Here is a 22,873-nt window from a genome sequence, read left to right on the forward strand (position 1 = left end):
ACCGGTCGGGGCCCTGCCGTGCGTACGGTCCGGCTCAGCCGTTCGGGCCGAGGTACGACGCGTTGCCGTCGCTGGTGTGGATCCGCACGTGCACGGGAGCGCTCGGGTCGGTGGGGCCGGTGACGGTCTGGTGGCCGTCGGACACCGAGATGTCGAGCGCGACGGGCTCCCCCGTGCCGTACACGGTCACGTCGCCGTCGCTGGCGGACGCGTCGATGTCGCCGTGGACGCCGGAGATCTCCTGCCGGCCGTCGGTCGAGTGCACGTCGGCCCGGCCGGACACGTCGGACACCTCGACGCGGCCGTCGGAGGACGACACGTCGACGTCGCCCTGCACGGCGGACACGAGGATGCGCCCGTCGCCGCTGTGCACCGCGACGTCGCCGACGACGTCCTCGATCGTCGTCGCGCCGTCGGACGTGTGCGCGTCGATCGAGCCCTCCAGCGTGGAGGCGGACACGTCGCCGTCGTGCGCCTCGATCTCGACGTCCGTGCCTTCCGGGACCTGCACGACGAGTGACGCGGTGCAGACGCCCGGGCTCCACCAGTCGCACCGGTGCTCGACGAGGAGCCGGTCACCCACGACGGACGAGCTGTACCGGGGCGTCGACAAGGCGCTGCGGGACTCGCGGCGGACGACGACCTCGGAGCCCCCTGTCGTCACGGTGACGTCGCCGTCGGCGACGAGGCGCACGACCGGCTGGGCGTCGTACGTGGCGGTGCGGGCGGTCGACGAGACGTCGACGTTCGCGGCGATGAGCTGGCCCGTCGCGCTCCACACGCCCGTGACGAGCATGAGGCCGCCGACAATGCCGCCGGTCCAGATGAGCGCCCGCGAGCTCGGCGACCGCGGTGCCGGGGGCGGCGGGGACTGCACGGGGTTCTCGAGCGTGGTGGTCATGGCCGTTCTCCGTTCGAGGGGGCGTGCTCGAGCCAGCGCAGCACCGCGAGCACGCGACGGTGGTCGTCGCTGTCCGGGGGCAGGCCGAGCTTGGTGAGGATCGAGGTGACGTGCTTCTCGACGGCCGGGAGGCCGACGACGAGGCGATCGGCGATCGCGGTGTTGGAGCGGCCCTCGGCCATGAGGCCGAGGACGTCGCGCTCCCGTGGGGTGAGCGTCTCGAGACCCGACCTGCGGGTCCGGGCGAGGATCTGAGCGACGACCTCGGGGTCGATCACTGTGCCGCGCTGCGACACGCGGGTGAGGGCGTCGAGGAACTCGTCCACGTCCGCCACGCGGTCCTTGAGCACGTACCCGAGGCCGCGGACGTCGCCCGCGAACAGGTCCTGCGCGTACCGCTGCTCGACGTACTGCGAGAGCACGAGCACCGGCAGCCTCGGGTGCAGCGATCGCAGGTGGACGGCGGCCCGCAGGCCCTCGTCGGTGTGCGTCGGGGGCATCCGGACGTCCGTGACCAGCACGTCCGGGACGTCGGCGCCGGGGCCGAGCGCGGCGACGAGCTCGTCGGCCGTCTTGTAGCCGGTGACCTCGTGCCCCTCCGCGGTCAGCAGGCGCGTGAGCCCGTCGAGCAGGAGGACCGAGTCCTCGGCGATCACGATGCGCACGGCACCTCCACGGTCAGTCGCGTGCCGGCTCCGGCCGGGCTCTCCAGGTGGAACGTGCCGTCGAGCGCCGCGACCCGGCTGCGCAGGCCGTCGAGGCCGCTGCCCGGGTGGGCGTCCGCGCCGCCGACGCCGTCGTCCTGCACGACGAGCCGCAGGACGCCGTCGGTCACGGCGGCCTCGACCCGGACGTGCTGGGCGTGCGCGTGCTTCGCCGCGTTGGTCAGCGCCTCGGCGGCCACGAAGTAGGCGGCGGCCTGCGCCGACGTGCTGGCCGTGCCGAGCAGCGTCGCGTTCGGCACGACGACCTCGACCGGGACCGGGCTGCGGGCGGCGAGCGCCGACAGCGCCGCGTCCAGGCCGCGGTCGGTGAGGACGGCCGGGTGGATGCCGCGGACGAGGTCGCGCAGTTCGGCGAGCGTCTCCTTGACCTCGCGGTGCGCGTGCTCGAGCGCCGCGGCGGCAGCCTCGGGGTCGGCGGTCGCGGTCCGACGGGCCACACCGAGCTCGACGCCGAGCGCCACGAGCCGCTGCTGAGCACCGTCGTGCAGGTCGCGCTCGATGCGCCGACGCTCGTCGTCCGCCGCGCCCACGGCCGCCGTGCGCGTCTCCGCGAGGTGCTCCGCGCGCCCCTCGGCACGCGCGGCACGCTCCTGCGCGGCCAGCACGGCGAGGTCCTGCGGGGACGCTCCGAGCATCGCGCGGGCGAGCCGCACCTGCAGCAGCGTCGACGCCTGCGCGGCGAGCGCCGCGAGCCACACCGCGACGACGCCGCCGACCACCTCGAACAGCCAGTGCGGGGACAGGTGGACGTCGGGGAGCGCCACGGCGAGCAGCGGAGCGATCACGAGCGCGATGCCGAAGCAGCCGAGGACCGTCAGCAGGGCGGTCGCGGCCGTCATCAGCAGACCGGCCACGATCACGTACGCGACGTGGCCCCACGTCCGGGCGTCCGTCATGATCGCGACCCACGACGGCCACCAGCCCGGACCCTTCGGACGCCGGTACGACGGCGCGGGGACGTCGACGAGCACCTGCGCCTTGAGCCGGGCCCGCTCGAGCCGCGCGTACGGCCGGGTCGTCCACAGCGTGAGGACCAGGATCGGGACGCCCACGAGGAACACGACGAGCAGCCCCGCGGCCAGCGACAGCGCGACCGACAGCCAGATGCCCATGACGAGCAGCCCGGCGCTGCCGATGACGACCTGCGACACCGCTCGCCACGTCGCGGCCGACACCGGGGCGGCGAGCAGCTCGCGCATGCCGGCGAGGGCCGGGGCGACGACGCGGAGGTCGTCGTCCGTGGAGACGGCCCGGGGGACCACCGGGGTGGGGGCACCTGACGCGGCCGACGCGGGACCGGCCGACGCGGGGCCGGTCGTCGCGGGGCCGGTCGGTGCGGGACCGGTCGGGCCGAGGACCCGGGTCGGTGCGTCGGCCGTGGTCCGCGCGCCCGGCGGCACCGGCAGGGGTGTCGTCGTCGGGACGCTGTCGTCGAAGCTCATACCGAAGACGCTAGGCCCCGGGCCTGCGCGAAGACACCAAGACCTCCCACCGACCCACCCGGGGGAAATCCCTACCCCGACTGGTCCGGCAGACGGCCGAGGGGCCGGCCCCGGGAAGTCCCGGGACCGGCCCCTCGTCGCCCCTCAGGGGCGGGTGCAGCTGGGTCAGCTGCAGGTGGCGCCGTTCAGCGTGAACGACGTCGGGTTGTTGTTGGTGCCCGTGTGGGAGCCGTTGAACCCGATGTCGACCGTCTGGCCGGCGGCCAGCGAGCCGTTCCACGCGGCGTTCTTCGCGGTGACCGTCGTGCCGGACTGCGACCAGTCGGCGCTCCAGCCCTGCGTGACCTTCTGGCCGTTCGCGAACGAGAAGCCGAGGGTCCAGCCGTTGAGGGCCGTGGTGCCGGTGTTGGTGACGCGCACCGACGCCGTGAACCCGTTGTTCCAGCTGTTCGCCGTGTAGACGACCTTGCAGGACCCGGTGGTCGTGGTCGACTTCGTGGTCACCGACAGGGCGGACGAGGCCGCCGAGACGTTGCCCGCGTTGTCCTTCGCCCGGACGGTGTACGAGTACGCCGTCGCGGCCGTGAGGCCCGAGTCCGTGTACGACGCGGTGGTCGAGGAGCCGACCTTCGTCGTGCCGCGGTAGATGTCGTACCCCGCGAGGCCCGAGCCACCGGTGTCGGTGGACGCGGCCCACGTGAGGGCCACGCTGGTCTCGGTCACCGTGGTGGCGGCCAGACCCGTCGGGACGCTCGGTGCGACCGTGTCGGTCGCCGCGGCCTGCGTGGTGACGGACAACGCCGAGGACGCCGCCGACACGTTGCCCGCCACGTCCTTCGCCCGCACGGTGTACGAGTACGCCGTGGACGGGCTCAGGCTCGTGTCGGTGTACGACGTAGTGGTCGTCGAGCCGACCTTCGTCGTGCCGCGGTACACGTCGTACCCGGCCACGCCGGAGCCACCGGTGTTGTCCGTGGACGCCGTCCAGGACAGGGAGACCGTGTCCTGCGTGACCGTGCCCGCGACGAGGCCCGTCGGGACGCTCGGTGCGGTCGTGTCGGTCGACGCGGCCTTCGTCGTGACCGTGAGGCCCGACGACGCTGCCGAGACGTTCCCGGCGACGTCCTTGGCCCGCACCGTGTAGGTGTACGCCGTGGACGCCGTCAGACCGGTCTCCGTGAACGACGCGGTGGTCGAGGAGCCGACCTTCGTCGTGCCGCGGTAGATGTCGTACCCCGCCACGCCCGAGCCGCCGGTGTTATCCGTCGACGCCGTCCACGTGATGGTGGCGCTGTTCGACGTGATCGTGCCGGCCTGCAGGCCCGTCGGGACCGACGGGGCCGTGGTGTCGTCCGTCGGCGTGGTGGTGCCGAACAGACGGTCGTAGTCCGCGAGGGCCGCCGCGATGGCCGTCTGCGCCCAGAACCGGTGGAACCGGAACGTGGGGGCCACGCCCGTGTCGAGGGCCGTCTGGACCTTCGACCACTGCGGGTCCTGCTTGTACCAGGTGCGGATGTCGAGGAAGGAGACACCCGGCTTGATCACGTCGCCGTTGGGCATCTTGCCGGTCCAGCCGGACGGGATGTAGATGCCGTCACCACCCGCGACGTAGGTGTCGTCGAAGCGCAGGAAGTCCTTGCGGGTCTCGTCGGACGTGATGCCGATCGAGTCCTGGTTGGACGCCCAGATCGCGTCGAGGAGCGCCTTGGCCTTCGCGGCCGTCGCGGTGTCGTTGGCCTTGGCGGCGTAGAAGAGCAGGGCACGGGCGGTGTCGCCGGCGACGCCGACGTCCTGGCCGGTGCTCTTGACGCTGACCGAGAGGCCGGAGTTGCTGCCCGGGCTCGTCGCGTTCCACGTGTCGGGCTTGCCCGTCCAGGTGAGCTCCGACGGGACCGACCAGGTGGTGCCCGAGACCGAGATGTTCTTCACGACCCACGGGACCCACTTGTCGAGGATCTTCTTCGCCTGGGCGTTGCCCGTGGCGTAGTAGAGCTCGGCGACGCGCTGCACACCCCAGGCCTGCATGCCGAACCACTGGTTCGACGGCGGGTCGTTGTAGACGGGCGCCTCGGTGTAGCCCATGCCGTAGAACGTCGGCGTGCCGCTCGGCGGCGTCGCGTAGGCGCCGTCCCAGCTGTTCGTCGCGCCACCGGCGATGCCGCCCTCGGGGGCCTGCAGCCACTGGTAGAACTCGAGCTGGCGCGTGAGCGACTTCGCCCAGTCGTCCTTGGCCGTCGCGGACTTCGGGATGAACGCCGTGTCGTTCGACAGGACGTACGCGGTGAGCGGGTTCTGGTACCCGAAGTGCGCGTGCGACGAACCGATGCGCCAGGCCCAGCCGGCCGACGTGTCGGTCGCGCCACCCCACGCGTAGTACCAGCTCAGCAGATAGTGCTCGCTGGAGCGGCCGGAACCGGCGGGGCAGGACGGCGAGGTGCAGCCGATCTGCTTGAAGTACTTGTCGAACAGCGCGTACCGCAGGTAGTCACCCATCTTGGCGGCCTTGGCGACCGTGCCGGCGATGACGGACTGCTTGCCCTGGGCGGTGGCCCACTGGTTGGCCCAGTACACAGCCTCGATCGCGCGCGCGTCGGCGTCGGGGGCGTTGGTGTACTTCCACTGCTTCGCGTACGACGAGTCCTTGGTGAACAGGTCGAGGAAGCCGTTGGGGCCGCCGTACTTGAACTCCTCGCACGACGGCTGCGGGACGGTCTCCCAGACCGACTCCTGCGGGCCGCGCTGGAAGGTGTTGATGTAGGACGTGCCGGTCGCGGTCGGGCCGAGCTCGCAGCCCGCGCCCGGCGTGGCGCCGAAGCCGTACTTGTTGTCGACGTCGGCGAGCCAGTGCATGCCGTAGACGTCCGCGTTGCCGTAGGTCGACTTGAGCTCGGCGCCGATCGGGTCGCTGCCCGACGTCACGCCGCTGTTGAGCTGCGACGGGTAGCTGCTCGGGTGGTTGAACTCCGAGGCGTACGTGGCGGGGCTCGACGGGTTGTAGAACGAGTTCGTCGGCTGGTCCGCGCTCGTCGGGATCATGTACTTCTCGAGCGTGTCCCACGCGGTGTTCACGCGCGTGAAGTCGCCGGTCACCTGGCCGTACAGCGCCTCGAGCCACACCCAGTAGGAGTACGCCTCGGACGTGGTCTCGTGACCGTAGTCCGGGGCCTCGACGATGAGCGTCTCGACGGAGTGGTACGGGATGCCCTGGGGGCTGAAGTACCCGTTGGCCGGGTCCTTGATCTTCTCGTACTGCGCGAGGAACCGCTGCGCGTACTCCCCGGTGGCCGCTAGCTTGACCGGCGCCGCCGCGGGGACGGTGATCGTGGCGGGCAGGGACCCGCCGCCGGTCGCGGCGAGCGCGGGCTGCATGCCCGCGACCGCCAGGAGCGACGAGGTGCCGAGGGTGGCGAGCGCCACCCAGGTTCCTCGCCGTCGGGTCAATGAGGACATCTCTCGTACCTTTCTGGCTAGCGGGCGACGCCCGCAGCAGCGCGGGACGGCGGCCCGCCGTCCGGCACGCGCGCGTGGCGGACTGTGGCGGGAGGTGCACGAAGGACCGGGCCGGCGCGGGGCCGGGCGCACGCAGCGGTGCGGACGTCCGGTGAGCGACGGTCGGGACGGCGACCACCCTCGTGTCGCGCACAGGGGGCGTCCAGACTCCTAAACCTTTCGAGAGACGGTGTCTTGGGAGCGCGACCACAGCAGATGACGAGCCGCGACGCGGTGAGCGTGGGACGACGTGTGGGACGCCGTGGGAACTGCCCGTGGATGCGGTGGAGCGCACCACGGCGCCGGGCCCCGGCGGCTGTCCCCGTCGGGCCTGGCGGCCCGTCAGCGTCGGGGCGTGTCCGGCCCGTCGAGGTCGGCGGTGACGACCGCGCACCGGTCGGCGTCGCCGTCGGCTCCCGCGTCGGCATCGGCCGTCGCCCGGGCCAGCAGGTGTCGCAGCACCTGACGTTCCGCCGGTGTGAGTGCGCCGAGCACGCCGTCCTCGGCGGCGGCGACCGCCCGCTCCAGCTCGGCGGCGGTCTGCACACCGAGCGGCGTCGCGACGAGGCGCCGCGCGCGTCGGTCGTGCGGGTCGAGCCTGCGCTCGACGAGGCCGCAGCCCTCGAACCTGTCGACGAGGTAGGTCATGACCGTCCGGTCGATGCCGAGCTGTGCGGCGAGCGCGGCCTGCGTGGGCGGCTCACCGTGCACGACCACCGACAGCACGTGGTACCCGCGGGCACCGTCGGGGATGCCCGCGAGCGCGCCCTCGACGGCCTCGCGCCACCGGCGCAGGAGGGTGCCGACGGACCATCCCAGGTCCACCGTGTGCACGTCGGCGGGTGCGCTCATGCGGGGATCGTAGCGCACATGCGCTGCCGCGCAGACGAGTGGTGTGACATATAGTCTGCGAGACAGACGATCGAGAAGGACGGGCACGGCATGACGGACTACGGCCACGAGCTGGCCTTCGGCACGTTCCTCACCCCGCAGAACGGCGACCCACAGGCACCCGTCGAGCTCGCCGTGCTCTCGGAGCAGGCGGGTCTCGACCTCGTCACGTTCCAGGACCACCCGTACCAGCCGGCCTTCCTCGACACGTGGACGCTGCTGTCCTACGCGGCGGCGCGCACCGAGCGCGTGCACCTCTCGGCGAACGTGGTCAACCTGCCGCTGCGCCCGCCCGCGGTGCTCGCCCGGTCGGTCGCGAGCCTCGACCTGCTGTCCGGAGGACGCGTCGAGCTCGGCCTGGGCGCGGGCGCGTTCTGGGACGCGATCGAGGCGATGGGCGGCACCCGGCTCACCCCCGGGCAGGGGGTCGACGCCCTCAGCGAGGCGATCGACGTGATCCGCGGCGTGTGGGACACGAGCACCCGGGTGCCGCTGCGCGCGGGCGGCACCCACCACCGGGTCGACGGAGCCAAGCGCGGCCCGGCACCCGCGCACGACGTCGGGATCTGGCTCGGCGCCTACAAGCCCCGCATGCTCCGGCTGGTCGGCACCAAGGCGGACGGGTGGCTCCCGTCGCTCGGGTACCTGCAGCCGGGCGACCTCGCCCGTGGGAACACGGCGATCGACGACGCCGCGCGAGCCGCGGGGCGCGACCCGCGCGAGATCCGGCGGCTGCTCAACGTCAACGGCTCGTTCTCGCCGGCGTCACAGGGCGGCCTGGTGGGTCCGGTGTCCCAGTGGGTCGACGAGCTGGTCCGGCTCGCGCTCGAGGACGGCGTCGCGACGTTCATCCTCGGCACGGACGACCCGCGCGACATCCGCCTGTTCGCCGAGCAGGTGGCGCCCGCCGTCCGGGAGGCTGTCGCCGCGGAGCGGGCCAACGCCCAGACGGTCACGGGCCACGTCCGTGGGGCGGCGGCGCTCGCCCGCCGGGTGCCGGGGATCGACTACGACGCGGTACCGCGCGAGCTCGCCGCGGCCGCGGTGGAGCCGGGCGACCGCCGGTACGACCGCGTGCGGTCCACGTACATGCGCCGGGGCGCACCGGGCCTCGTGCTGCCCGCGTCGTCTGCCGCCGAGGTCGCACTGGCCGTCGAGTACGCGCGGTCGCAGCCCGGGCCGCTCGCGGTCCGCAGCGGCGGGCACGGCATCTCCGGACGGTCCACGAACGACGGCGGGATCGTGGTCGACCTTGCCGCGATGAACCGGATCGAGGTGGTCGACGCCGGCAGCAGGCGGGTCCGGCTCGGCGCCGGCGCCACCTGGGGCGAGGTCGCGGCCGCGCTGGCGCCGCACGGCTGGGCGATCTCGTCGGGTGACTACGGCGGTGTCGGGGTCGGGGGGCTCGCGACGACCGGGGGCATCGGTCTGCTCGGCCGGCTGCACGGCCTGACCATCGACCACGTCGTCGCCGCCGAGGTCGTGCTCGCGGACGGCCGCGTGCTTCAGGTCGACGACGAGCACCACCCCGACCTGTTCTGGGCGCTGCGCGGCGCGGGCGCGAACTTCGGGGTCGTGACCTGGGTCGAGGTCGAGGCGTCGGCCGTGCCCGACGTCGTCTACTCGACCATGACGTTCGACGCGTCCGACGTCGGCGGGCTCCTCGACGCGTGGGGCACGCTCGTGCAGGACTCCCCCCGCGAGCTGACGAGCTTCCTGCACGTCAGCCCCGGGCACGGACGCCGAGGTCAGGCCGTGGCACGGGCGATGTCGGTGTTCGCGAGCGACGACACCGCGGCGGCCGTCGCCGCGCTCGAGCCGATGCTCGGCGTGGCGCCGGTGCTCGACCAGTCCGCGCAGCTCGTGCCCTACGCGGGGATCGTGCACCCGGTCGCCCGCCACCACGACGGCGGCGCGGCGCCGAGCAGCCGGTCGGGCCTTCTCGAGCGCATGACCCCTGAGGCGGCCCGGGCGCTCGACACGTTCGCGGCGTCGGACGACGTCATGCTGCTGCAGCTGCGCTCGGTCGGTGGCGCGATCAACGACGTCGACCCCGCCGCGACCGCCTACGCCCACCGCACGCAGGCCTTCTCGGTGGCGACGTTCGGCGCACGGTCCGACCGGAGCGGCCTCGACGCCGCGTGGGACGCCCTGGTGCACCCCGTCATGCACGGCACCTACCTGTCGTTCGAGACCGACCCGCGCGCCGAGCGGCTGCTGGACGCCTTCCCGGAGCCGACGCTCACCCGGCTGCGGACGATCAAGCGGGAGTACGACCCCGACCATGTGTTCGACCAGAACTTCCCGATCCCGCCGGCCGACTGACGGGGCCACGGACCGGGTCGGTCACCCCGACCGACCTGCGAACACACCTGTCCGACCGCCCGCGACGACGGCTGCAGGACCGTTCCGTCAGAGCCGAAGGTGACAGACCGCACGGCCCACATGACGAGACGGATTAGGACAGATCGCCCGACGTGATGTCAGGGTGGAAGTGCGCCCGGCCGCGATGCCGAGGACCCCTCGTCACCGACATCGCAGGAGGCCCCCGTGCGCACCACCCGACTCGCCCGTGCCCTGACCGCTGCTCTCGTCGTCGCCGCGGCGGCCGCGGGATGCACCACCGCCGGCGTCGCGGCGCAGGACGCACCGAGACCGACCAGGTCGGCATCCGACCCGCAGGCCGCCCACCTCACGTGGGAGCAGCTCACCCCCGACACCCTCGTACCGCGGCTCTCCGAGTCCATGCTCGCGGCGCGGTCGCTCACGTGGACGACGCGCACGACCGGCCCCACCGGACCCGTCGAGAACGTCGTCGACGTCGACATGGTCAGGTCGAACAACCGGGTCAGCGCGACGATCCCCGGAGGGGCCGTCGAGGTCCGCTCGGTCGACGGCCGGCGCTTCGTGCGTGCCCCCGCGACCCACGGCAAGTACTTCGACGACACCAAGGGCGACGCGGGCCTGCCGGTGCCCGCAGTGAGCGTGGACCCCGTCAGGCCCGTCCGCGCGCTCTACGGCGCCGTCATCGCCGTGCGGATCGCCGGCCCGCGGACCGACGTGAACGGTGTGCCTGCCCAGCCGTACGACGTCGTCGTCGCCACGTCGCGCCTCACGGACGGACTCGGGGACCTCGGCGGGGGCGTCCCGCGCGAGCAGCTCCCGGCGACCGTGACCCTCGGCTTCTGGGTCGACCAGCAGAACCGGCTGGTCAAGGCGACGTCGAACATCGCGGGCACGCCCGTCGAGATGACGTTCACGAGCTGGGGCGCGGACGCCGGCATCACGGCACCGACGGAGGACCAGCTCACGAACGTCCTGTCCGGCACCTGACAGGGGCGGACTGAGGCCGTGCGTCGGCAGGGACGACGAACCCCGCCCCCCTCGGACGACCGGGAGGCGGGGTTCGTACGCGCGGGCGCGGTCAGGCGGGGGTCGCAGCGGCCAGACGCGCGGCGACGATCTCCGCGATCTGCACCGCGTTGAGCGCGGCTCCCTTGCGCAGGTTGTCGTTGCTGACGAACAGTGCGAGGCCGCGCCCGTCGGGCACGCCCTCGTCCTGGCGGAGGCGGCCGACGAGCGACGGGTCCTGACCGGCGGCGGCGAGCGGCGTCGGGACGTCCGTGAGCTGCACACCAGGCGCGTCCGCGAGGAGCTCGCGGGCCCGCTCGGGGGTGATCGGGCGGTCGAACTCGGCGTTGATCGACAGCGAGTGCCCCGTGAACACGGGGACGCGCACGCACGTACCGCTGACCAGCAGATCGGGCAGCCCGAGGATCTTGCGCGACTCGTGGCGAAGCTTCTGCTCCTCGTCCGTCTCGTACAGGCCGTCGTCGACGATCGAGCCGGCGAGCGGGATGACGTCGAACGCGATCGGCGCGACGTACTTCACCGGGTCGGGGAACGACACCGCCGAACCGTCGTGGACCAGCTGCAGCGTGTCCTGCTCGACGGCGGCGCGGATCTGCCCGTCGAGCTCCGCGGCACCCGCGAGCCCGCTGCCCGACACGGCCTGGTACGTGGACACGACGAGGCGGCGCAGGCCGGCCTCCTCGTGCAGCACCTTGAGGACCGGCATCGCGGCCATCGTGGTGCAGTTGGGGTTCGCGACGATGCCCTGGGGCACGTCGCCGAGCGCGTCGGGGTTCACCTCGGACACGACCAGCGGGACCGCGGGGTCGCGGCGCCAGGCCGACGAGTTGTCGATGACGACCGCACCGGCCTCGGCGAACCGCGGCGCGTGCACCTTCGACGTGCCTCCGCCCGCGGAGAACAGCGCGATGTCGATGCCGGACAGGTCGGCCGTCTCGACGTCCTCGACAGTGATCTGCTCGTCGCGCCACGGCAGCGTGGTGCCGGCCGACCGCGCCGAGGCGAAGTAGCGGATGCTCGCGACCGGGAAGTCGCGCTCGTCCAGCAGGCGCCGCATGACGCCCCCGACCTGACCCGTGGCACCCACCACGGCGACGTTCAGCCCGCTCATCGTCCGGTCCCTCCGTACACCACTGCCTCGTCCTCGGTCGCGTCCAGCTCGAACGCGGTGTGCACCGCGCGCACCGCGTCGTCGAGCGAGTCGGCGCGCGTCACGACGGAGATGCGGATCTCCGACGTGGAGATCATCTCGATGTTGATGCCCGCGTCCGACAGCGCCGCGAACAGCCGCGCCGAGACACCGGGGTGCGACTTCATGCCCGCACCGACCAGCGAGAGCTTGCCGATCGTGTCGTCGTACTGCAGCGACCGGAAGCCGATGTCGGGCTGGTGCTCCGTGAGGGCCGTCGTCGCGGCCGCGCCGTCCGTCGCGGGGAGCGTGAACGAGATGTCCGTCAGGCCCGTCGCGGCGACCGAGACGTTCTGCACGATCATGTCGATGTTGACGCCCGAGCCGGCGACCACCTCGAAGATGCGGGCGGCCTTGCCGGGCACGTCCGGGACGCCCACCACGGTGACCTTGGCCTCGCTGCGGTCGTGCGCGACGCCGGCGATGATCGGCTGTTCCACTTCTTCTCCTTCGGAAGGCTGGTCCGTCACCAGCGTGCCCGTGTGGGTCGAGAACGACGAGCGGACGTGCACGGGCACCCCGTACCGGCGCGCGTACTCGACGCACCGCAGCATGAGCACCTTGGCGCCGCTGGCCGCCATCTCGAGCATCTCGTCGTAGCCCAGCCGGTCCAGCTTGCGCGCGCTCGGCACGATGCGGGGGTCCGCCGTGAACACGCCGTCGACGTCCGTGTAGATCTCGCAGACGTCGGCCTTGAGGGCCGCCGCGAGCGCGACCGCGGTGGTGTCCGAGCCGCCGCGGCCGAGCGTCGTGACGTCGTTCGTCGACGGGTTGACGCCCTGGAAGCCGGCGACGATCGCGACCGACCCCTCCGCGAGCGTGTCGGTGATGCGGCTCGGCGTGACGTCGATGATGCGCGCCTTGCCGTACGTCTCGTCCGTGATGACGCCCGCCTGCTGGCCCGTGAACGACTTCGCGTCGACGCCCAGGTTGTGGATCGCCATCGCGAGCAGCGACATCGAGATGCGCTCGCCGGCCGTCAGCAGGATGTCCATCTCGCGCTGCGGCGGCAGCGGCGTGACCTGGGTGGCGAGGTCGATCAGCTCGTCCGTGGTGTCCCCCATCGCGGAGACCACCACGACCACGTCGTTGCCCGCGCGCTTGGCCTCGGCGACCCGCTTCGCGACGCGCTTGATGCTGGCGGCGTCGGCGACGGAGGAACCGCCGTACTTCTGCACGATGAGGGCCACGGGGGTGCTCTTTCGAGGTGCGGACAGGGTCCGGGCACGGGGTCCAGGACTGGGGTCCGGGCGAGTGTACGGCGGTGCTCGCCAGGTGGGCAGAGGGTTTCGCATGCCGGATCGGGCGGCAGGTGAAGCGTTTGAGGGGGTTCCGCCGTGCCCGCGCCGGTCGGGACGCTGCCAGGCACGAGGCGACGGCCGGCCGTCGCACGCCCGTGATGGTGCGGGCGCCCATGCCGAGAGGACACCACCCATGCGTCTCCCCCTCACCCGTGCGCGCTGGCGTGCGGCGCTCGCGGCGGTCGCCGTCGTCGGCGTCGCCACCGCGGGCGTCGTCGTCGGCGTGACCGCCCAGGCGGCCGGCGCGTGCCAGGTCGCGTGGGCCACGAGCTCGTGGCCCGGCGGGTTCACGGCTGACGTCAAGCTCACCCCCGCGCAGGCCGTGCACGGCTGGTCGCTGACCTGGACGTGGCCGTCCGGGCAGAAGGTCACGCAGGCGTGGAGCTCGTCGGTGACGCAGTCGGGGGCTGTCGCGACCGCGACGAACGCCGCGTGGAACGGGGAGCTCGCCGCGGGGCAGACCACGTCGTTCGGGTTCCAGGGGACGTGGTCCGGGTCGAACACCGCGCCGACGGACTTCGCGCTCAACGGGGTGTCGTGCAGCGGCGGGCCGACGCCGACTCCGACGCCGACGGTCACGCCCACCCCGACACCGACGCCCACACCCACGCCGACTCCCACGCCGACTCCGACACCAACTCCGACTCCGACTCCGACGCCCACCCCGACGCCCACCCCGACGCCGACGCCCACGCCGACCCCCACCCCCACGGTGTGCGGCTCCGCGATCTTCTGCGACGGCCTGGAGTCGCAGACGGGCGCGACCCCCTCGGGCACGTGGACGGTCAGCTACCCCGACTGCTCAGGTACAGGCCGCGCGGCGATCGACTCGTCGGTCGCGCACTCGGGCGGCCGCTCGCTGCGGATCGACGGCACCGCGGGCTACTGCAACCACGTCTTCGTGCAGGCGAACCAGAGCCTGAGCAGCCTCCCGCAGCAGTACTACGTGCGGTTCTGGGTGCGGCACTCGACGGCCCAGCCGACGTCGCACACGACGTTCCTCGCGATGAAGGACGCCAACGACGGCAACCGCGACCTGCGGATGGGTGGCCAGAACGCGGCGCTGCAGTGGAACCGCTCGTCCGACGACGCGACCCTGCCCGAGCAGAGCCCCGCGGGCGTCGCGCAGAGCAAGCCGCTGCCGACCGCGTCGTGGCACTGCGTCGAGGTCCAGGTGGACGGCACCGCGGGCAAGCTCACGACGTGGCTCGACGGCGACGTGGTGCCGGGCCTCGTCGCCGACGGCACGCCGACGCACGACCTCGACGGCCAGTGGTCGAACAAGGCGTGGACGCCCAAGCTCACCGACCTGCGGCTCGGGTGGGAGAGCTACGGCGAGGGCAGCGACACGCTGTGGTTCGACGACGTCGTCGTGGGGAGCTCCCGGCAGGGCTGCTGACCCGACCCGCAGACGGCCCGCCGGGGCAGGCGCACGGCCGGGAGGTGCCCCAGCACCCGTCCCGGCCGTGCGCCGATCTTCGGCACAGCTTCCTCACAGAGTTCGACCACCGAAACACGGGTACGCGGCCAGGCCTGCCCGTACGTTGAGCCGCATGACGAGCACCGTCGACGACGACGGCCCCGCCGCCGGTCCACCCGGCGCGGCGCCGGCCCCTTCCACCCCGACGTCACCGACTCCACCGCCCGGCATCGTCGTGCGCGGCCTGCGCCGCTCGTTCGGCTCGGTGCGCGCGCTGGACGGCGTCGACCTGCAGGCGCGTGCGGGTGCGGTGACCGCCCTCGTCGGGCCCAACGGCTCCGGCAAGACGACGCTCTTGCTGGTCCTCGCCGGCCTGCTCGTGCCGGACTCCGGCGACGTGCGGATCGGCGGGTTCGACCCGGTCACCGACGGCCGGGCCGCGCGCGCCCGCACCGGCTGGATGCCCGACACGTTCGGCACGTGGGACTCGCTGACGTCCCGCGAGGTGCTCCTGACGTTCGCCGCGGCCTACCGGATCCCGCCCGCGCAGGCGCGCACCCGGGTCGACGAGCTGCTCGCGACCGTGCACCTCACCGAGTTCGCCGACCGCCCCGCGAGCGTCCTGTCGCGCGGGCAGAAGCAGCGGCTCGGTCTCGCGCGGGCGCTCGTGCACTCCCCCGACGTGCTGCTGCTCGACGAGCCGGCAAGCGGCCTCGACCCCCGGTCGCGCGTCGACCTGCGGGTGCTGCTGCGCCGCCTCGCCGACGAGGGCCGGACCGTGCTCGTGTCGAGCCACGTGCTGTCCGAGCTCGAGGAGATGGCCGACGACGCGGTGTTCCTCTCGCGCGGACGGACCGTGTCGTCGTCCGTCGAGAGCGACGGCCCCGCACCGCGCACCTGGCACCTGCGGGCGCTCGCGCTCGACGCCGCGACGGCTTGGCTCACTTCCGTGGGCGTGACCTGGCGGCCGGACGACGACGGCGACCTGCTGGCGCCGCCGGCCGCGACTCCCGGCGGCGTGCTGTTCGAGCTCGCCGACGACGCGACCGCGGCACGGCTGCTGCGCGACGCGGTCACCGCCGGTGTGCCCGTCCTGTCGTTCGCGCCCGCCACCGGACTGCTGGAACAGGCCTACCTGGCCCTCGACGAGGAGCGGACATGACCCGGATGGACCCCGTCGAGCTCGAGCTGCCGCCCGCCCCCGAGCCCGCCCGGCTGCCCGTCGGCCGCGGCGGGACCTGGGGCCTCACCTGGCACGGCGTCCGGACCGTCGCCGTGCTCGACCTGCGGCAGCGCGTGCGGTCGACCCGGTGGATCGTCGCGCTCGTCGTCTGGTTCGTCGTGGTCGGCGGCATCACGCTGCTGACGACCGGCGCGCTCGAGGCGTTCAGCGCCCAGGACCGCCCGAACACCGGTCCGATCCTGTTCTCCGCGGTCACGGCGCTCGTGCTCGGGCTCGGCCTGCTGGTCACCCCGACCCTGTCGTCGACCGCCGTCAACGGCGACCGCAACGCGGGCACGCTCGCGACCCTGCAGGTGACGCTCCTGTCCCCCGCCGAGATCGCCACCGGCAAGCTCCTCGCCGCCTGGTCGGCCGCGTGCGCGTTCCTCGTGACGAGCCTGCCGTTCCTCGTCCTGGCGCTCGCGCTGGGCGGCACGCCGGGGTGGGCGATCGTGCGGGTCGTGCTGCTCGTCGCGCTGCTGCTGCTCGCCGTGTGCGGGATCGGGCTCGGGTTCTCCGCGCTCGTCGCGCGCACCGCCGGGTCGACCGTGCTCGCGTTCATCACGGTCGCCGCCATCACCGTCTTCACACCGATCCTGTTCGGGCTCACCTTCACGACGACCACCAGCCAGGAGCAGGTCACCGTCTGGGGCATGCAGGACGGGTGGGCCGACGGAGACGACCCCGGCCCCTGCGAGGTGTTCACCGCCGAGCGGAGCGTGAGCCACACGGAGCGCACCTGGTGGCTGTTGGGCATCAACCCGTTCGTCGTCGTCGCCGACGGCGCCGGGACCGGCCCGCTGTCGGTCCACGGCGACGGCAGCCCCCTGAGCGCGATGCGCGACGGCGTCCGGATGCTGCGGGCCGGGCCGCCGCCCGCGCTCGACGAGTGCTGGACCGGCACCGCCGCGCCGGCCGAGCTCCAGGACGACCTGCGGCAGGACCTGTCGACCGCGCCCGTGTGGCCGTGGGGGCTCGGTGCGAACCTGCTGCTCGGCGCGGCCGGGTTCGTCGTCGCGGTCCGCCGTCTGCGCATCCCGCAGCGGACGCTGGCCCGGGGTACGCGCGTCGCCTGATCCCGCGTGCGCTGCGTCCCGGTGCTGGATGAGCCGGGACGCGGCGCACGGCGATCCGGTCCGCCGTTCACGCAGGGCCCGTCATGCACGGCCCGTCACGCAGCGCCCGTCGGGCGGTGCCCGTCAGGGCTGCAGGGCGTCGTACTCCGCTTCCGTGGCGACGTCGTCCGGCACGTCCAGACGCAGGTGCGCGAGCATCGTCTGGATCGTGCGCAGCACGCTCGACGCCCGCTCGCCCCAGTCGGACAGGTACGAGAACTGCCACCACCACAGGGCCTCGAGCACCGCGCCCGTCTCGTAGTGGCGCAGCCCCTGCGCGAGCGCACCCGCGATCGCGACGAGGTCCCCGGACACCGTCGCGTGCTCGACCTCCTCGCCGAGCAGCGGGTCGACGACCTCGACGTACTCGTCGATCCCTTCGAACACGTTCGCGAGGTTGGCGTGCAGCGGGTCGACGTCCGGGTCCGGGCCCAGGTCCGGCTCGAACCGCTCCGACGGCACCACGTCCGTCGTCGCACCCAGGCGCGCGCCCGCCGCAAGGACGTCCGACACCGCCAGCAGCACCAGCGGCAGGGCCGCCTCCGGGTTGGTGCCCGCCGCGACCTCCGTGACGGTGCTCAGGTAGCTGCGCGCCTCCTCGGCGACGGCCCGGGCGATGTCCCGCAGGTCGGCATCGTCGGCGTCGTGCCGGCTGGTGGTGTCCATGACCTGCTCCGTTCGTCCTTGTCTGGTGGTGCGCGCCCGCGGTCAGGCGCTGATGCGGCGACGGCCCTCGAACGCCCGGCCGAGCGTCACCTCGTCCGCGTACTCGAGGTCGCCGCCCACCGGCAGGCCGGACGCGAGACGGCTCACCGTCAGGCCCATCGGCACGAGCAGCCGCGCCAGGTACGTGGCGGTCGCCTCGCCCTCGACGTTCGGGTCGGTCGCGAGGATGACCTCCGTGACGGTGCCGTCCGCGAGCCGCGTCATGAGCTGCGCGATGCGCAGGTCGTCCGGGCCGACGCCCGCGATCGGGTTGATGGCGCCGCCGAGCACGTGGTACCTGCCGCGGAACTCGCGGGTGCGCTCGATCGCGACGACGTCCTTCGGCTCCTCGACGACGCACAGCGTGTTCGGAGAGCGGCGCGGGTCACGGCAGATGCGGCACTGGTCCTCCTGCGCCACGTTGCCGCACACGTCGCAGAACTTCACACGCGCCTTGACCTCGACCAGCGCGTCCGACAGCCGCCGGACGTCCGCCGGGTCCGCCGCGAGGATGTGGAACGCGATGCGCTGGGCGCTCTTGGGACCGACGCCGGGCAGCCGCCCGAGCTCGTCGATCAGGTCCTGGACCGCGCCCTCGTACACCCGGCCAGCCTACGTGGTCGACGTCCCGAACCTCGTCGCGCGACCCGCCCGTCCGGCGACCCGCTCAACGGTCGCCGACGCCCGCCCGCTGCCGCGCGACCAGCTCCACCTCGAAGCCGTCGCCGTTCTCCAGATACCCCGCGTAGTGGTCCGGACCGCCCGCGAACGGGTAGCGGTCCGCGAACAGGGAGTTCCAGCCGTGGTCCGACCCCGCCGCCACGAGCCGGTCGACGTCTGCCGCCGACCCCGCCCAGAAAGCCAGGTGGTTGAGGCCCGGACGCAGCCGGTCGTGGCGCTCCCGGCGCACGTCCGGTCCCGACTCGATCACGAGGTACTCGCCGCCCTTGCCCGACCAGCTCCGACCGTCGGCCCACGCGTCGCGCTGCTGGTACCCGAGCTCGCCGAGCAGCCACGCCCAGGAGTCGAGCACTGCCAGGTCGGCGACCCACAGCTCCAGGTGGTGCAACCGGCCCTGCGTGCCGGCTGCGGCGTCGTCAGGCGTGGTCGTCGACCTGCTCGTCGATGACGGTGCCACCCAGCATCTGCGCGACCAGCGGCGCGCCGACCAGCGACGACCCGGTGATGTCGGGGTCGTCCGGGGACGGCTCGTCGACCACCTGCGCCGCCGACGACCTCGCCGCCGAGCTGCGGGCAGCCGCGGCCTCGCCGCGCTCGCGGGCGCTCAGAGGGCCTTTATCCGACGAGGTCGGAGCGCCGGGCACATCCGGGCGCGGCTCGTCGCCCCAGGCCGGTGCGGCCGACGCGCGCGGCGCCTCGACGTCCGGGTGCGGCGGCTCGTCGTCCGGCGGCTCGGGCAGGGGCGGCTCCTCGTCCCACGAGGCCGCAGCCTGGGCCGGCGAGACGGCCTGCGCCGACGATCCAGTCCCTCGTGCGGGACCGCCGCCCGCACCTGCCCCGCCGGTCGCGGCCGGGACCGCGGGGGCCGTGGGCCGGGCCGCCTGGTCGCCGACGACGCCCTCGACACGGACGTCGAAGCCGAGCGTCTCTCGGACGGCGCGCGCGACGACCGCGTCGTGACCGCCGTTGCGGAAGGTCGTGGCGAGCTGGCTGGTGCTGAACGCGACCTTCAGCGTCGACGCGTCGAGCTCGGCGACCTGGGCGTTGCGCGGGTCGACCAGGGCCCACGTCACGCGACGCAGGCCCTTGACCGTCTCGAGCACCTCGGGCCAGCGGCGGCGGAGCATCTCGGTGTCCTGGCCGCCGCCACTGCCTGCGGGCGGCGCGCTCGGCGCGGGGACGGCTGCCGGAGCGGGAGCGGGCGCCGGGGCCGCGACGGGCTCGGCCTGCTGCGCGGTCGCCACAGACTCGGCCTGCCGCGGGGTCACCGCGGGCTCGGGCTCGGCGTCGGGTACGACGGGCTCGGGCTCGGCGTCGGGTACGACGGGCTCGGTCCCGGCGTCGGCGACGTCGGGCTCGGTCGCGGCGTCGGGTGCGACGGCGCTCTCGACCTCCGGGACGTCCTCGACGTCCTCGGCCGCGACCGGCGCGGCGGTCGTCGGCTCGCCGGCCACGTGGCCCGTCGGCGCGCCGGCGACGTGGCCCGTCGGCTCGACCGGCACGCCGGCGGTCGGCTCGGTGGGCGCAGCCGCAGGTGCCGCAACCGGGTCCGCCGGGCGGACCGCGGCGATCGGGCCGACCGGCAACGGGGCCGGGGCGGAGGGCACGGACGGTGCGGACGTCGGGATCGCCTCGCGGGCGGCGCGTGCGCCACCCTGCACCGGGCGACCGGTGGCGACCGGCGCCGCAAGCGCGTCGGGGGTCGCGGGGACGTCGTCCGCGCCGCGCGGTGCCACCGCACCCGCGGGGAGGCCACGCTCGAGGCGGTCGAGCCGCGCGCCGAGGCCGGAGCGGGCGTCGTCGGCGGCGGGGAGCAGCAGGCGGGCCATGAGGAGCTCGAGGTGCAGCCGCGGCGACGTCGCACCGGTCATCTCGGTCAGCGCGGCGTTGGCGAGGTCGGCCGAGCGGGACAGCTCGGAGGGGCCGAGGTTCTGGGCCTGCAGGCGCATCCGGTCCATCTGGTCGGCGGGGACGTCGCGCAGCGCGGCGTCGGCCGCATCGCCCGAGGCCGCGATGACGATGAGGTCGCGCAGGCGCTCCAGCAGGTCCTCGACGAACCGGCGGGGCTCGTGGCCGGTCGAGATGACGCGCTCGACGATCCGGAACGCGGCCGCACCGTCGCGGGCGGCGATCGCGTCGACCAGGTCGTCGAGCAGAGCCGCGGGGGTGTAGCCGAGCAGGGCCGCGGCGCCCTCGTACTCCAGGCCGGCCCCGCCCGAGCCGGCGATGAGCTGGTCGAGCACCGAGAGGGTGTCGCGGACGGACCCCGCGCCGGCGCGCACGACGAGCGGGAGGACGCCCGACCCGACGGGCACCGACTCGGCGGCGCAGAGCTGGTCGAGGTACGGCACCAGCACGTCCGGCGGGACGAGCCGGAACGGGTAGTGGTGCGTGCGGGAGCGGATGGTGCCGATGACCTTGTCGGGCTCCGTGGTCGCGAAGATGAACTTCACGTGCGGCGGCGGCTCCTCGACGATCTTCAGCAGGGCGTTGAAGCCCTGCGGCGTGACCATGTGCGCCTCGTCGAGGATGAACACCTTGAACCTGTCGCGCGCGGGCGCGAACGTGGCGCGCTCGCGCAGCTCGCGCGCGTCGTCGACGCCGCCGTGGCTGGCCGCGTCGATCTCCACCACGTCGAGGCTGCCCGAGCCGCCGCGCGCGAGCTCGACGCACGACGGGCACACGCCGCACGGGGTGTCCGTCGGACTGGCCTCGGTGTTCTGCGCGCAGTTGAGGATGCGGGCGAGGATGCGGGCCGACGTCGTCTTGCCGCACCCGCGCGGGCCCGAGAAGAGGTACGCGTGGTTGACCTGCCCGCTGCGCAGCGCCTGCCGGAGGGGGGCCGTGACGTGGTCCTGACCGATCACCTCGGCGAAGTTCTCGGGCCGGTAGCGGCGGTACAGGGCTGTCGTCACGCACCGAACCCTAGACGCACGGACTGACACCCGCCGAGCCCCGCAGGCCACGGGTGCGCGGGGTCACCCGAGCGGGGGCGCGGCGACCGGACGACGGCCGCGAGGCCGGCCGCGACTGCCGCGCCGCGCGCGTCAGCCGCCGGCCACCGCGACGGCGAGCCCGACGACCACGAGCGCGCCGACGAGCGACGTGCGCGAGCGTCCGACGGCCCCGAGACGGCCGCCAAGCCCCCCGCTCACCACCGCGAGGACCAGCTGCCAGGTCAGCGATGCGACCGCCGCCCCCACGACGAACGCCGTCGCGCCGGCCACCTCGGGGCGCTCGCCGACCCGGGCCGCGAGGCCGACGGCGACCGTCGCGAACGTGACCGCGGTGAGGGGGTTGACCGCGGTCAGACCGACGAACCGCCCGTACGCCCCGAGCACGGCCCTGCGGGTCGGCCGACCCTGCACGGCCCACGCTCGACCGGCCGGCGATCCGCCCGCACCGCCCGCCAGGTCCGGGCCGGGACCGACGGGGTCGGGCTCGGTGGCGGTGGCCGGGGCCTTCGAGGGGCGGGTGCGCCACCAGCCGGCGAGGGCGGCCAGGCCGACGACGAGCAGGACGCCGCTGCTGAGCAGGCGCGCGACGTCGGCGTGCGACTCGGCGACGCGGCCGACGGGGGCGCCCGCAGCGACGGCCAGCACCGCGTAACCCGCGTCGACGGTCGCGATCCCCGCGGCGGCGCCGACCGCCACCCGCGTGCCCTGCAGCAGACCCGTGCGCAGCAGCAGCACGCCGACCGGCCCGACGGGCATCGCGACGGCGAGCCCGGCGAGGGCGCCCAGCACGAGCGCGGTCGCGGCGGAGGACATGCCCGCCAGGGTGGCGGGGACCACCCGCGGACCGCCAGCGACTTCTGCGGATGTCGCCGTACGACTGCGACAATCGCGGGATGGACGCCATCGACGACGCCATCCTCCGCGAGCTGACCACCGATGCGCGGCTCCCGTTCCGCGAGCTCGGCGTCCGGGTCGGTCTCAGCGCGAACGCCGCGGCCGCGCGCGTGCGCCGGATGCAGGACGACGGCACCATCCGCGGGTTCACGGTCGTCACGTCGCAGCGGCCGTTCCGCGGCGGTCCGGGTCGCGCGGGCGCGGCGGCACCGGCGGATCCGGGGCGCGCGGGCGCGGCAGCACCGGTCGGCCAACGCGGCGGCGGGGAGCCTGGGGCCGACGGGGGGCCGGCGGCGGGCGGCGGGCACGGGTGGGCCGCGCTCGAGGTGTTCATCGAGGTTCGGCTCGCCCCGGAGACGACCAACGACGACTTCACCGCGGCCCTGACCCGTCCACCGGGCTTCCCGCAGGTGCTCGACGCCGTCCACGTGACCGGGTCGTACGACTACCTGCTGCACGCGACCGTGGCGGACCCGCCCGCGCTCGACCAGCTGGTCCGACGGCTCAAGCGCGACGCGGGCGCCGCGCAGACGTTCACGCGGCTCGCCCTGCGCGGCGCTGCCGGCTGA

18 protein-coding genes are annotated in these 22,873 nt (G+C 73.9%); 6 read left to right on the forward strand and 12 right to left on the reverse strand.

What is annotated here, in order from left to right; all coding sequences use genetic code 11:
* Positions 1-34 precede the first annotated feature (34 nt).
* The 5 genes from J7523_RS12050 to J7523_RS12070 form a co-directional block, all read right to left on the reverse strand.
* Positions 35-901: a DUF4097 family beta strand repeat-containing protein gene (locus tag J7523_RS12050; protein ID WP_291886663.1), complete on the reverse strand. Its 867-nt coding sequence runs from the start codon at positions 899-901 to the stop codon at positions 35-37.
* Entirely contained in the window at positions 898-1,566 is a 669-nt protein-coding gene (locus J7523_RS12055; RefSeq protein ID WP_291886665.1) for a response regulator transcription factor, read from the reverse strand. The genes J7523_RS12050 and J7523_RS12055 overlap by 4 nt, the downstream gene beginning before the upstream one ends.
* Positions 1,554-3,068: a sensor histidine kinase gene (locus J7523_RS12060; RefSeq protein WP_291886667.1), complete on the reverse strand. Its 1,515-nt coding sequence runs from the start codon at positions 3,066-3,068 to the stop codon at positions 1,554-1,556. The genes J7523_RS12055 and J7523_RS12060 overlap by 13 nt, the downstream gene beginning before the upstream one ends.
* Before the next feature lie 165 nt (positions 3,069-3,233).
* A complete protein-coding gene (locus J7523_RS12065; protein WP_291886669.1) occupies positions 3,234-6,518 on the reverse strand; it encodes a glycoside hydrolase family 48 protein in 3,285 nt (1,094 codons plus the stop codon).
* A gap of 381 nt (positions 6,519-6,899) precedes the next feature.
* The gene (locus tag J7523_RS12070; protein WP_291886670.1) at positions 6,900-7,409 is read right to left on the reverse strand and encodes a MarR family winged helix-turn-helix transcriptional regulator; all 510 of its coding nucleotides are present in this window, start codon (positions 7,407-7,409) and stop codon (positions 6,900-6,902) included.
* 90 nt (positions 7,410-7,499) lie between these two features.
* On the opposite strand from J7523_RS12070, the gene J7523_RS12075 reads away from it, so the two are divergent.
* Together J7523_RS12075 and J7523_RS12080 are read left to right on the forward strand one after the other, a co-directional pair.
* A complete protein-coding gene (locus J7523_RS12075; RefSeq protein WP_291886672.1) occupies positions 7,500-9,773 on the forward strand; it encodes an LLM class flavin-dependent oxidoreductase in 2,274 nt (757 codons plus the stop codon).
* 225 nt (positions 9,774-9,998) lie between these two features.
* A complete protein-coding gene (locus J7523_RS12080; protein WP_291886675.1) occupies positions 9,999-10,781 on the forward strand; it encodes a hypothetical protein in 783 nt (260 codons plus the stop codon).
* 91 nt (positions 10,782-10,872) lie between these two features.
* Here the strand turns inward: J7523_RS12080 and J7523_RS12085 are convergent, their stop codons facing one another.
* Both J7523_RS12085 and J7523_RS12090 read right to left on the reverse strand, forming a co-directional pair.
* Positions 10,873-11,931 (reverse strand): aspartate-semialdehyde dehydrogenase, encoded by a 1,059-nt coding sequence (locus J7523_RS12085; RefSeq protein WP_291886677.1) that lies wholly within the window; start codon positions 11,929-11,931, stop codon positions 10,873-10,875.
* Positions 11,928-13,199 (reverse strand): aspartate kinase, encoded by a 1,272-nt coding sequence (locus J7523_RS12090; RefSeq protein WP_291886679.1) that lies wholly within the window; start codon positions 13,197-13,199, stop codon positions 11,928-11,930. The genes J7523_RS12085 and J7523_RS12090 overlap by 4 nt, the downstream gene beginning before the upstream one ends.
* A gap of 244 nt (positions 13,200-13,443) precedes the next feature.
* Between J7523_RS12090 and J7523_RS12095 the strand changes: the two genes are divergently transcribed.
* The 3 genes from J7523_RS12095 to J7523_RS12105 all read left to right on the forward strand — a co-directional run bounded on the left by J7523_RS12095 (position 13,444) and on the right by J7523_RS12105 (position 17,028).
* Entirely contained in the window at positions 13,444-14,709 is a 1,266-nt protein-coding gene (locus J7523_RS12095; protein ID WP_291886682.1) for a cellulose-binding domain-containing protein, read from the forward strand.
* A 154-nt stretch (positions 14,710-14,863) separates the two neighbouring features.
* Positions 14,864-15,892, forward strand: a complete 1,029-nt coding sequence (locus tag J7523_RS12100) for an ABC transporter ATP-binding protein (RefSeq protein ID WP_291886685.1) — start codon at positions 14,864-14,866, stop codon at positions 15,890-15,892.
* Positions 15,889-17,028 carry an ABC transporter permease subunit gene (locus J7523_RS12105; protein ID WP_291886688.1) on the forward strand — a complete coding sequence of 380 codons (1,140 nt, stop codon included), beginning with the start codon at positions 15,889-15,891 and terminating at the stop codon, positions 17,026-17,028. Before J7523_RS12100 ends, J7523_RS12105 begins: the two co-directional genes overlap by 4 nt.
* 123 nt (positions 17,029-17,151) lie before the next feature.
* Here J7523_RS12105 and J7523_RS12110 read toward each other — a convergent pair whose 3' ends face one another.
* From J7523_RS12110 to J7523_RS12130, 5 genes are all read right to left on the reverse strand, one after another.
* Positions 17,152-17,733, reverse strand: coding sequence for a DUF5063 domain-containing protein (locus J7523_RS12110; protein ID WP_291886690.1), 582 nt, complete (start codon positions 17,731-17,733; stop codon positions 17,152-17,154).
* A 42-nt stretch (positions 17,734-17,775) separates the two neighbouring features.
* Positions 17,776-18,375 (reverse strand): recombination mediator RecR, encoded by a 600-nt coding sequence (gene recR / locus J7523_RS12115; RefSeq protein ID WP_291886693.1) that lies wholly within the window; start codon positions 18,373-18,375, stop codon positions 17,776-17,778.
* Positions 18,376-18,439: 64 nt separating this feature from the next.
* Complete coding sequence (locus J7523_RS12120; protein ID WP_291886696.1) at positions 18,440-18,841, reverse strand: VOC family protein; 402 nt, start codon at positions 18,839-18,841, stop codon at positions 18,440-18,442.
* A gap of 28 nt (positions 18,842-18,869) precedes the next feature.
* On the reverse strand, positions 18,870-21,368 hold the full coding sequence (locus J7523_RS12125) for a DNA polymerase III subunit gamma and tau (RefSeq protein ID WP_291886699.1): 2,499 nt from the start codon (positions 21,366-21,368) through the stop codon (positions 18,870-18,872).
* Between the two features lie 132 nt (positions 21,369-21,500).
* Positions 21,501-22,223 carry a LysE family transporter gene (locus tag J7523_RS12130; protein ID WP_291886701.1) on the reverse strand — a complete coding sequence of 241 codons (723 nt, stop codon included), beginning with the start codon at positions 22,221-22,223 and terminating at the stop codon, positions 21,501-21,503.
* A gap of 80 nt (positions 22,224-22,303) precedes the next feature.
* On the opposite strand from J7523_RS12130, the gene J7523_RS12135 reads away from it, so the two are divergent.
* A complete protein-coding gene (locus tag J7523_RS12135) occupies positions 22,304-22,873 on the forward strand; it encodes an Lrp/AsnC family transcriptional regulator (RefSeq protein ID WP_291886704.1) in 570 nt (189 codons plus the stop codon).

Source organism: Cellulomonas sp., from assembly GCF_017744555.1.
Lineage (GTDB): Bacteria > Actinomycetota > Actinomycetes > Actinomycetales > Cellulomonadaceae > Cellulomonas.

Excerpts from the sequence above, each read along its gene's own strand:
- J7523_RS12070 (WP_291886670.1), bottom strand. The coding sequence starts at position 7,409 with ATGAGCGCACCCGCCGACGTGCACACGGTGGACCTGGGATGGTCCGTC.
- J7523_RS12095 (WP_291886682.1), top strand. The coding sequence starts at position 13,444 with ATGCGTCTCCCCCTCACCCGTGCGCGCTGGCGTGCGGCGCTCGCGGCG.
- J7523_RS12105 (WP_291886688.1), top strand. The coding sequence starts at position 15,889 with ATGACCCGGATGGACCCCGTCGAGCTCGAGCTGCCGCCCGCCCCCGAG.
- J7523_RS12130 (WP_291886701.1), bottom strand. The coding sequence starts at position 22,223 with ATGTCCTCCGCCGCGACCGCGCTCGTGCTGGGCGCCCTCGCCGGGCTC.
- J7523_RS12135 (WP_291886704.1), top strand. The coding sequence starts at position 22,304 with ATGGACGCCATCGACGACGCCATCCTCCGCGAGCTGACCACCGATGCG.
- J7523_RS12100 (WP_291886685.1), top strand. The coding sequence starts at position 14,864 with ATGACGAGCACCGTCGACGACGACGGCCCCGCCGCCGGTCCACCCGGC.
- J7523_RS12065 (WP_291886669.1), bottom strand. The coding sequence starts at position 6,518 with ATGTCCTCATTGACCCGACGGCGAGGAACCTGGGTGGCGCTCGCCACC.
- J7523_RS12110 (WP_291886690.1), bottom strand. The coding sequence starts at position 17,733 with ATGGACACCACCAGCCGGCACGACGCCGACGATGCCGACCTGCGGGAC.
- J7523_RS12085 (WP_291886677.1), bottom strand. The coding sequence starts at position 11,931 with ATGAGCGGGCTGAACGTCGCCGTGGTGGGTGCCACGGGTCAGGTCGGG.
- J7523_RS12075 (WP_291886672.1), top strand. The coding sequence starts at position 7,500 with ATGACGGACTACGGCCACGAGCTGGCCTTCGGCACGTTCCTCACCCCG.
- J7523_RS12060 (WP_291886667.1), bottom strand. The coding sequence starts at position 3,068 with ATGAGCTTCGACGACAGCGTCCCGACGACGACACCCCTGCCGGTGCCG.
- J7523_RS12050 (WP_291886663.1), bottom strand. The coding sequence starts at position 901 with ATGACCACCACGCTCGAGAACCCCGTGCAGTCCCCGCCGCCCCCGGCA.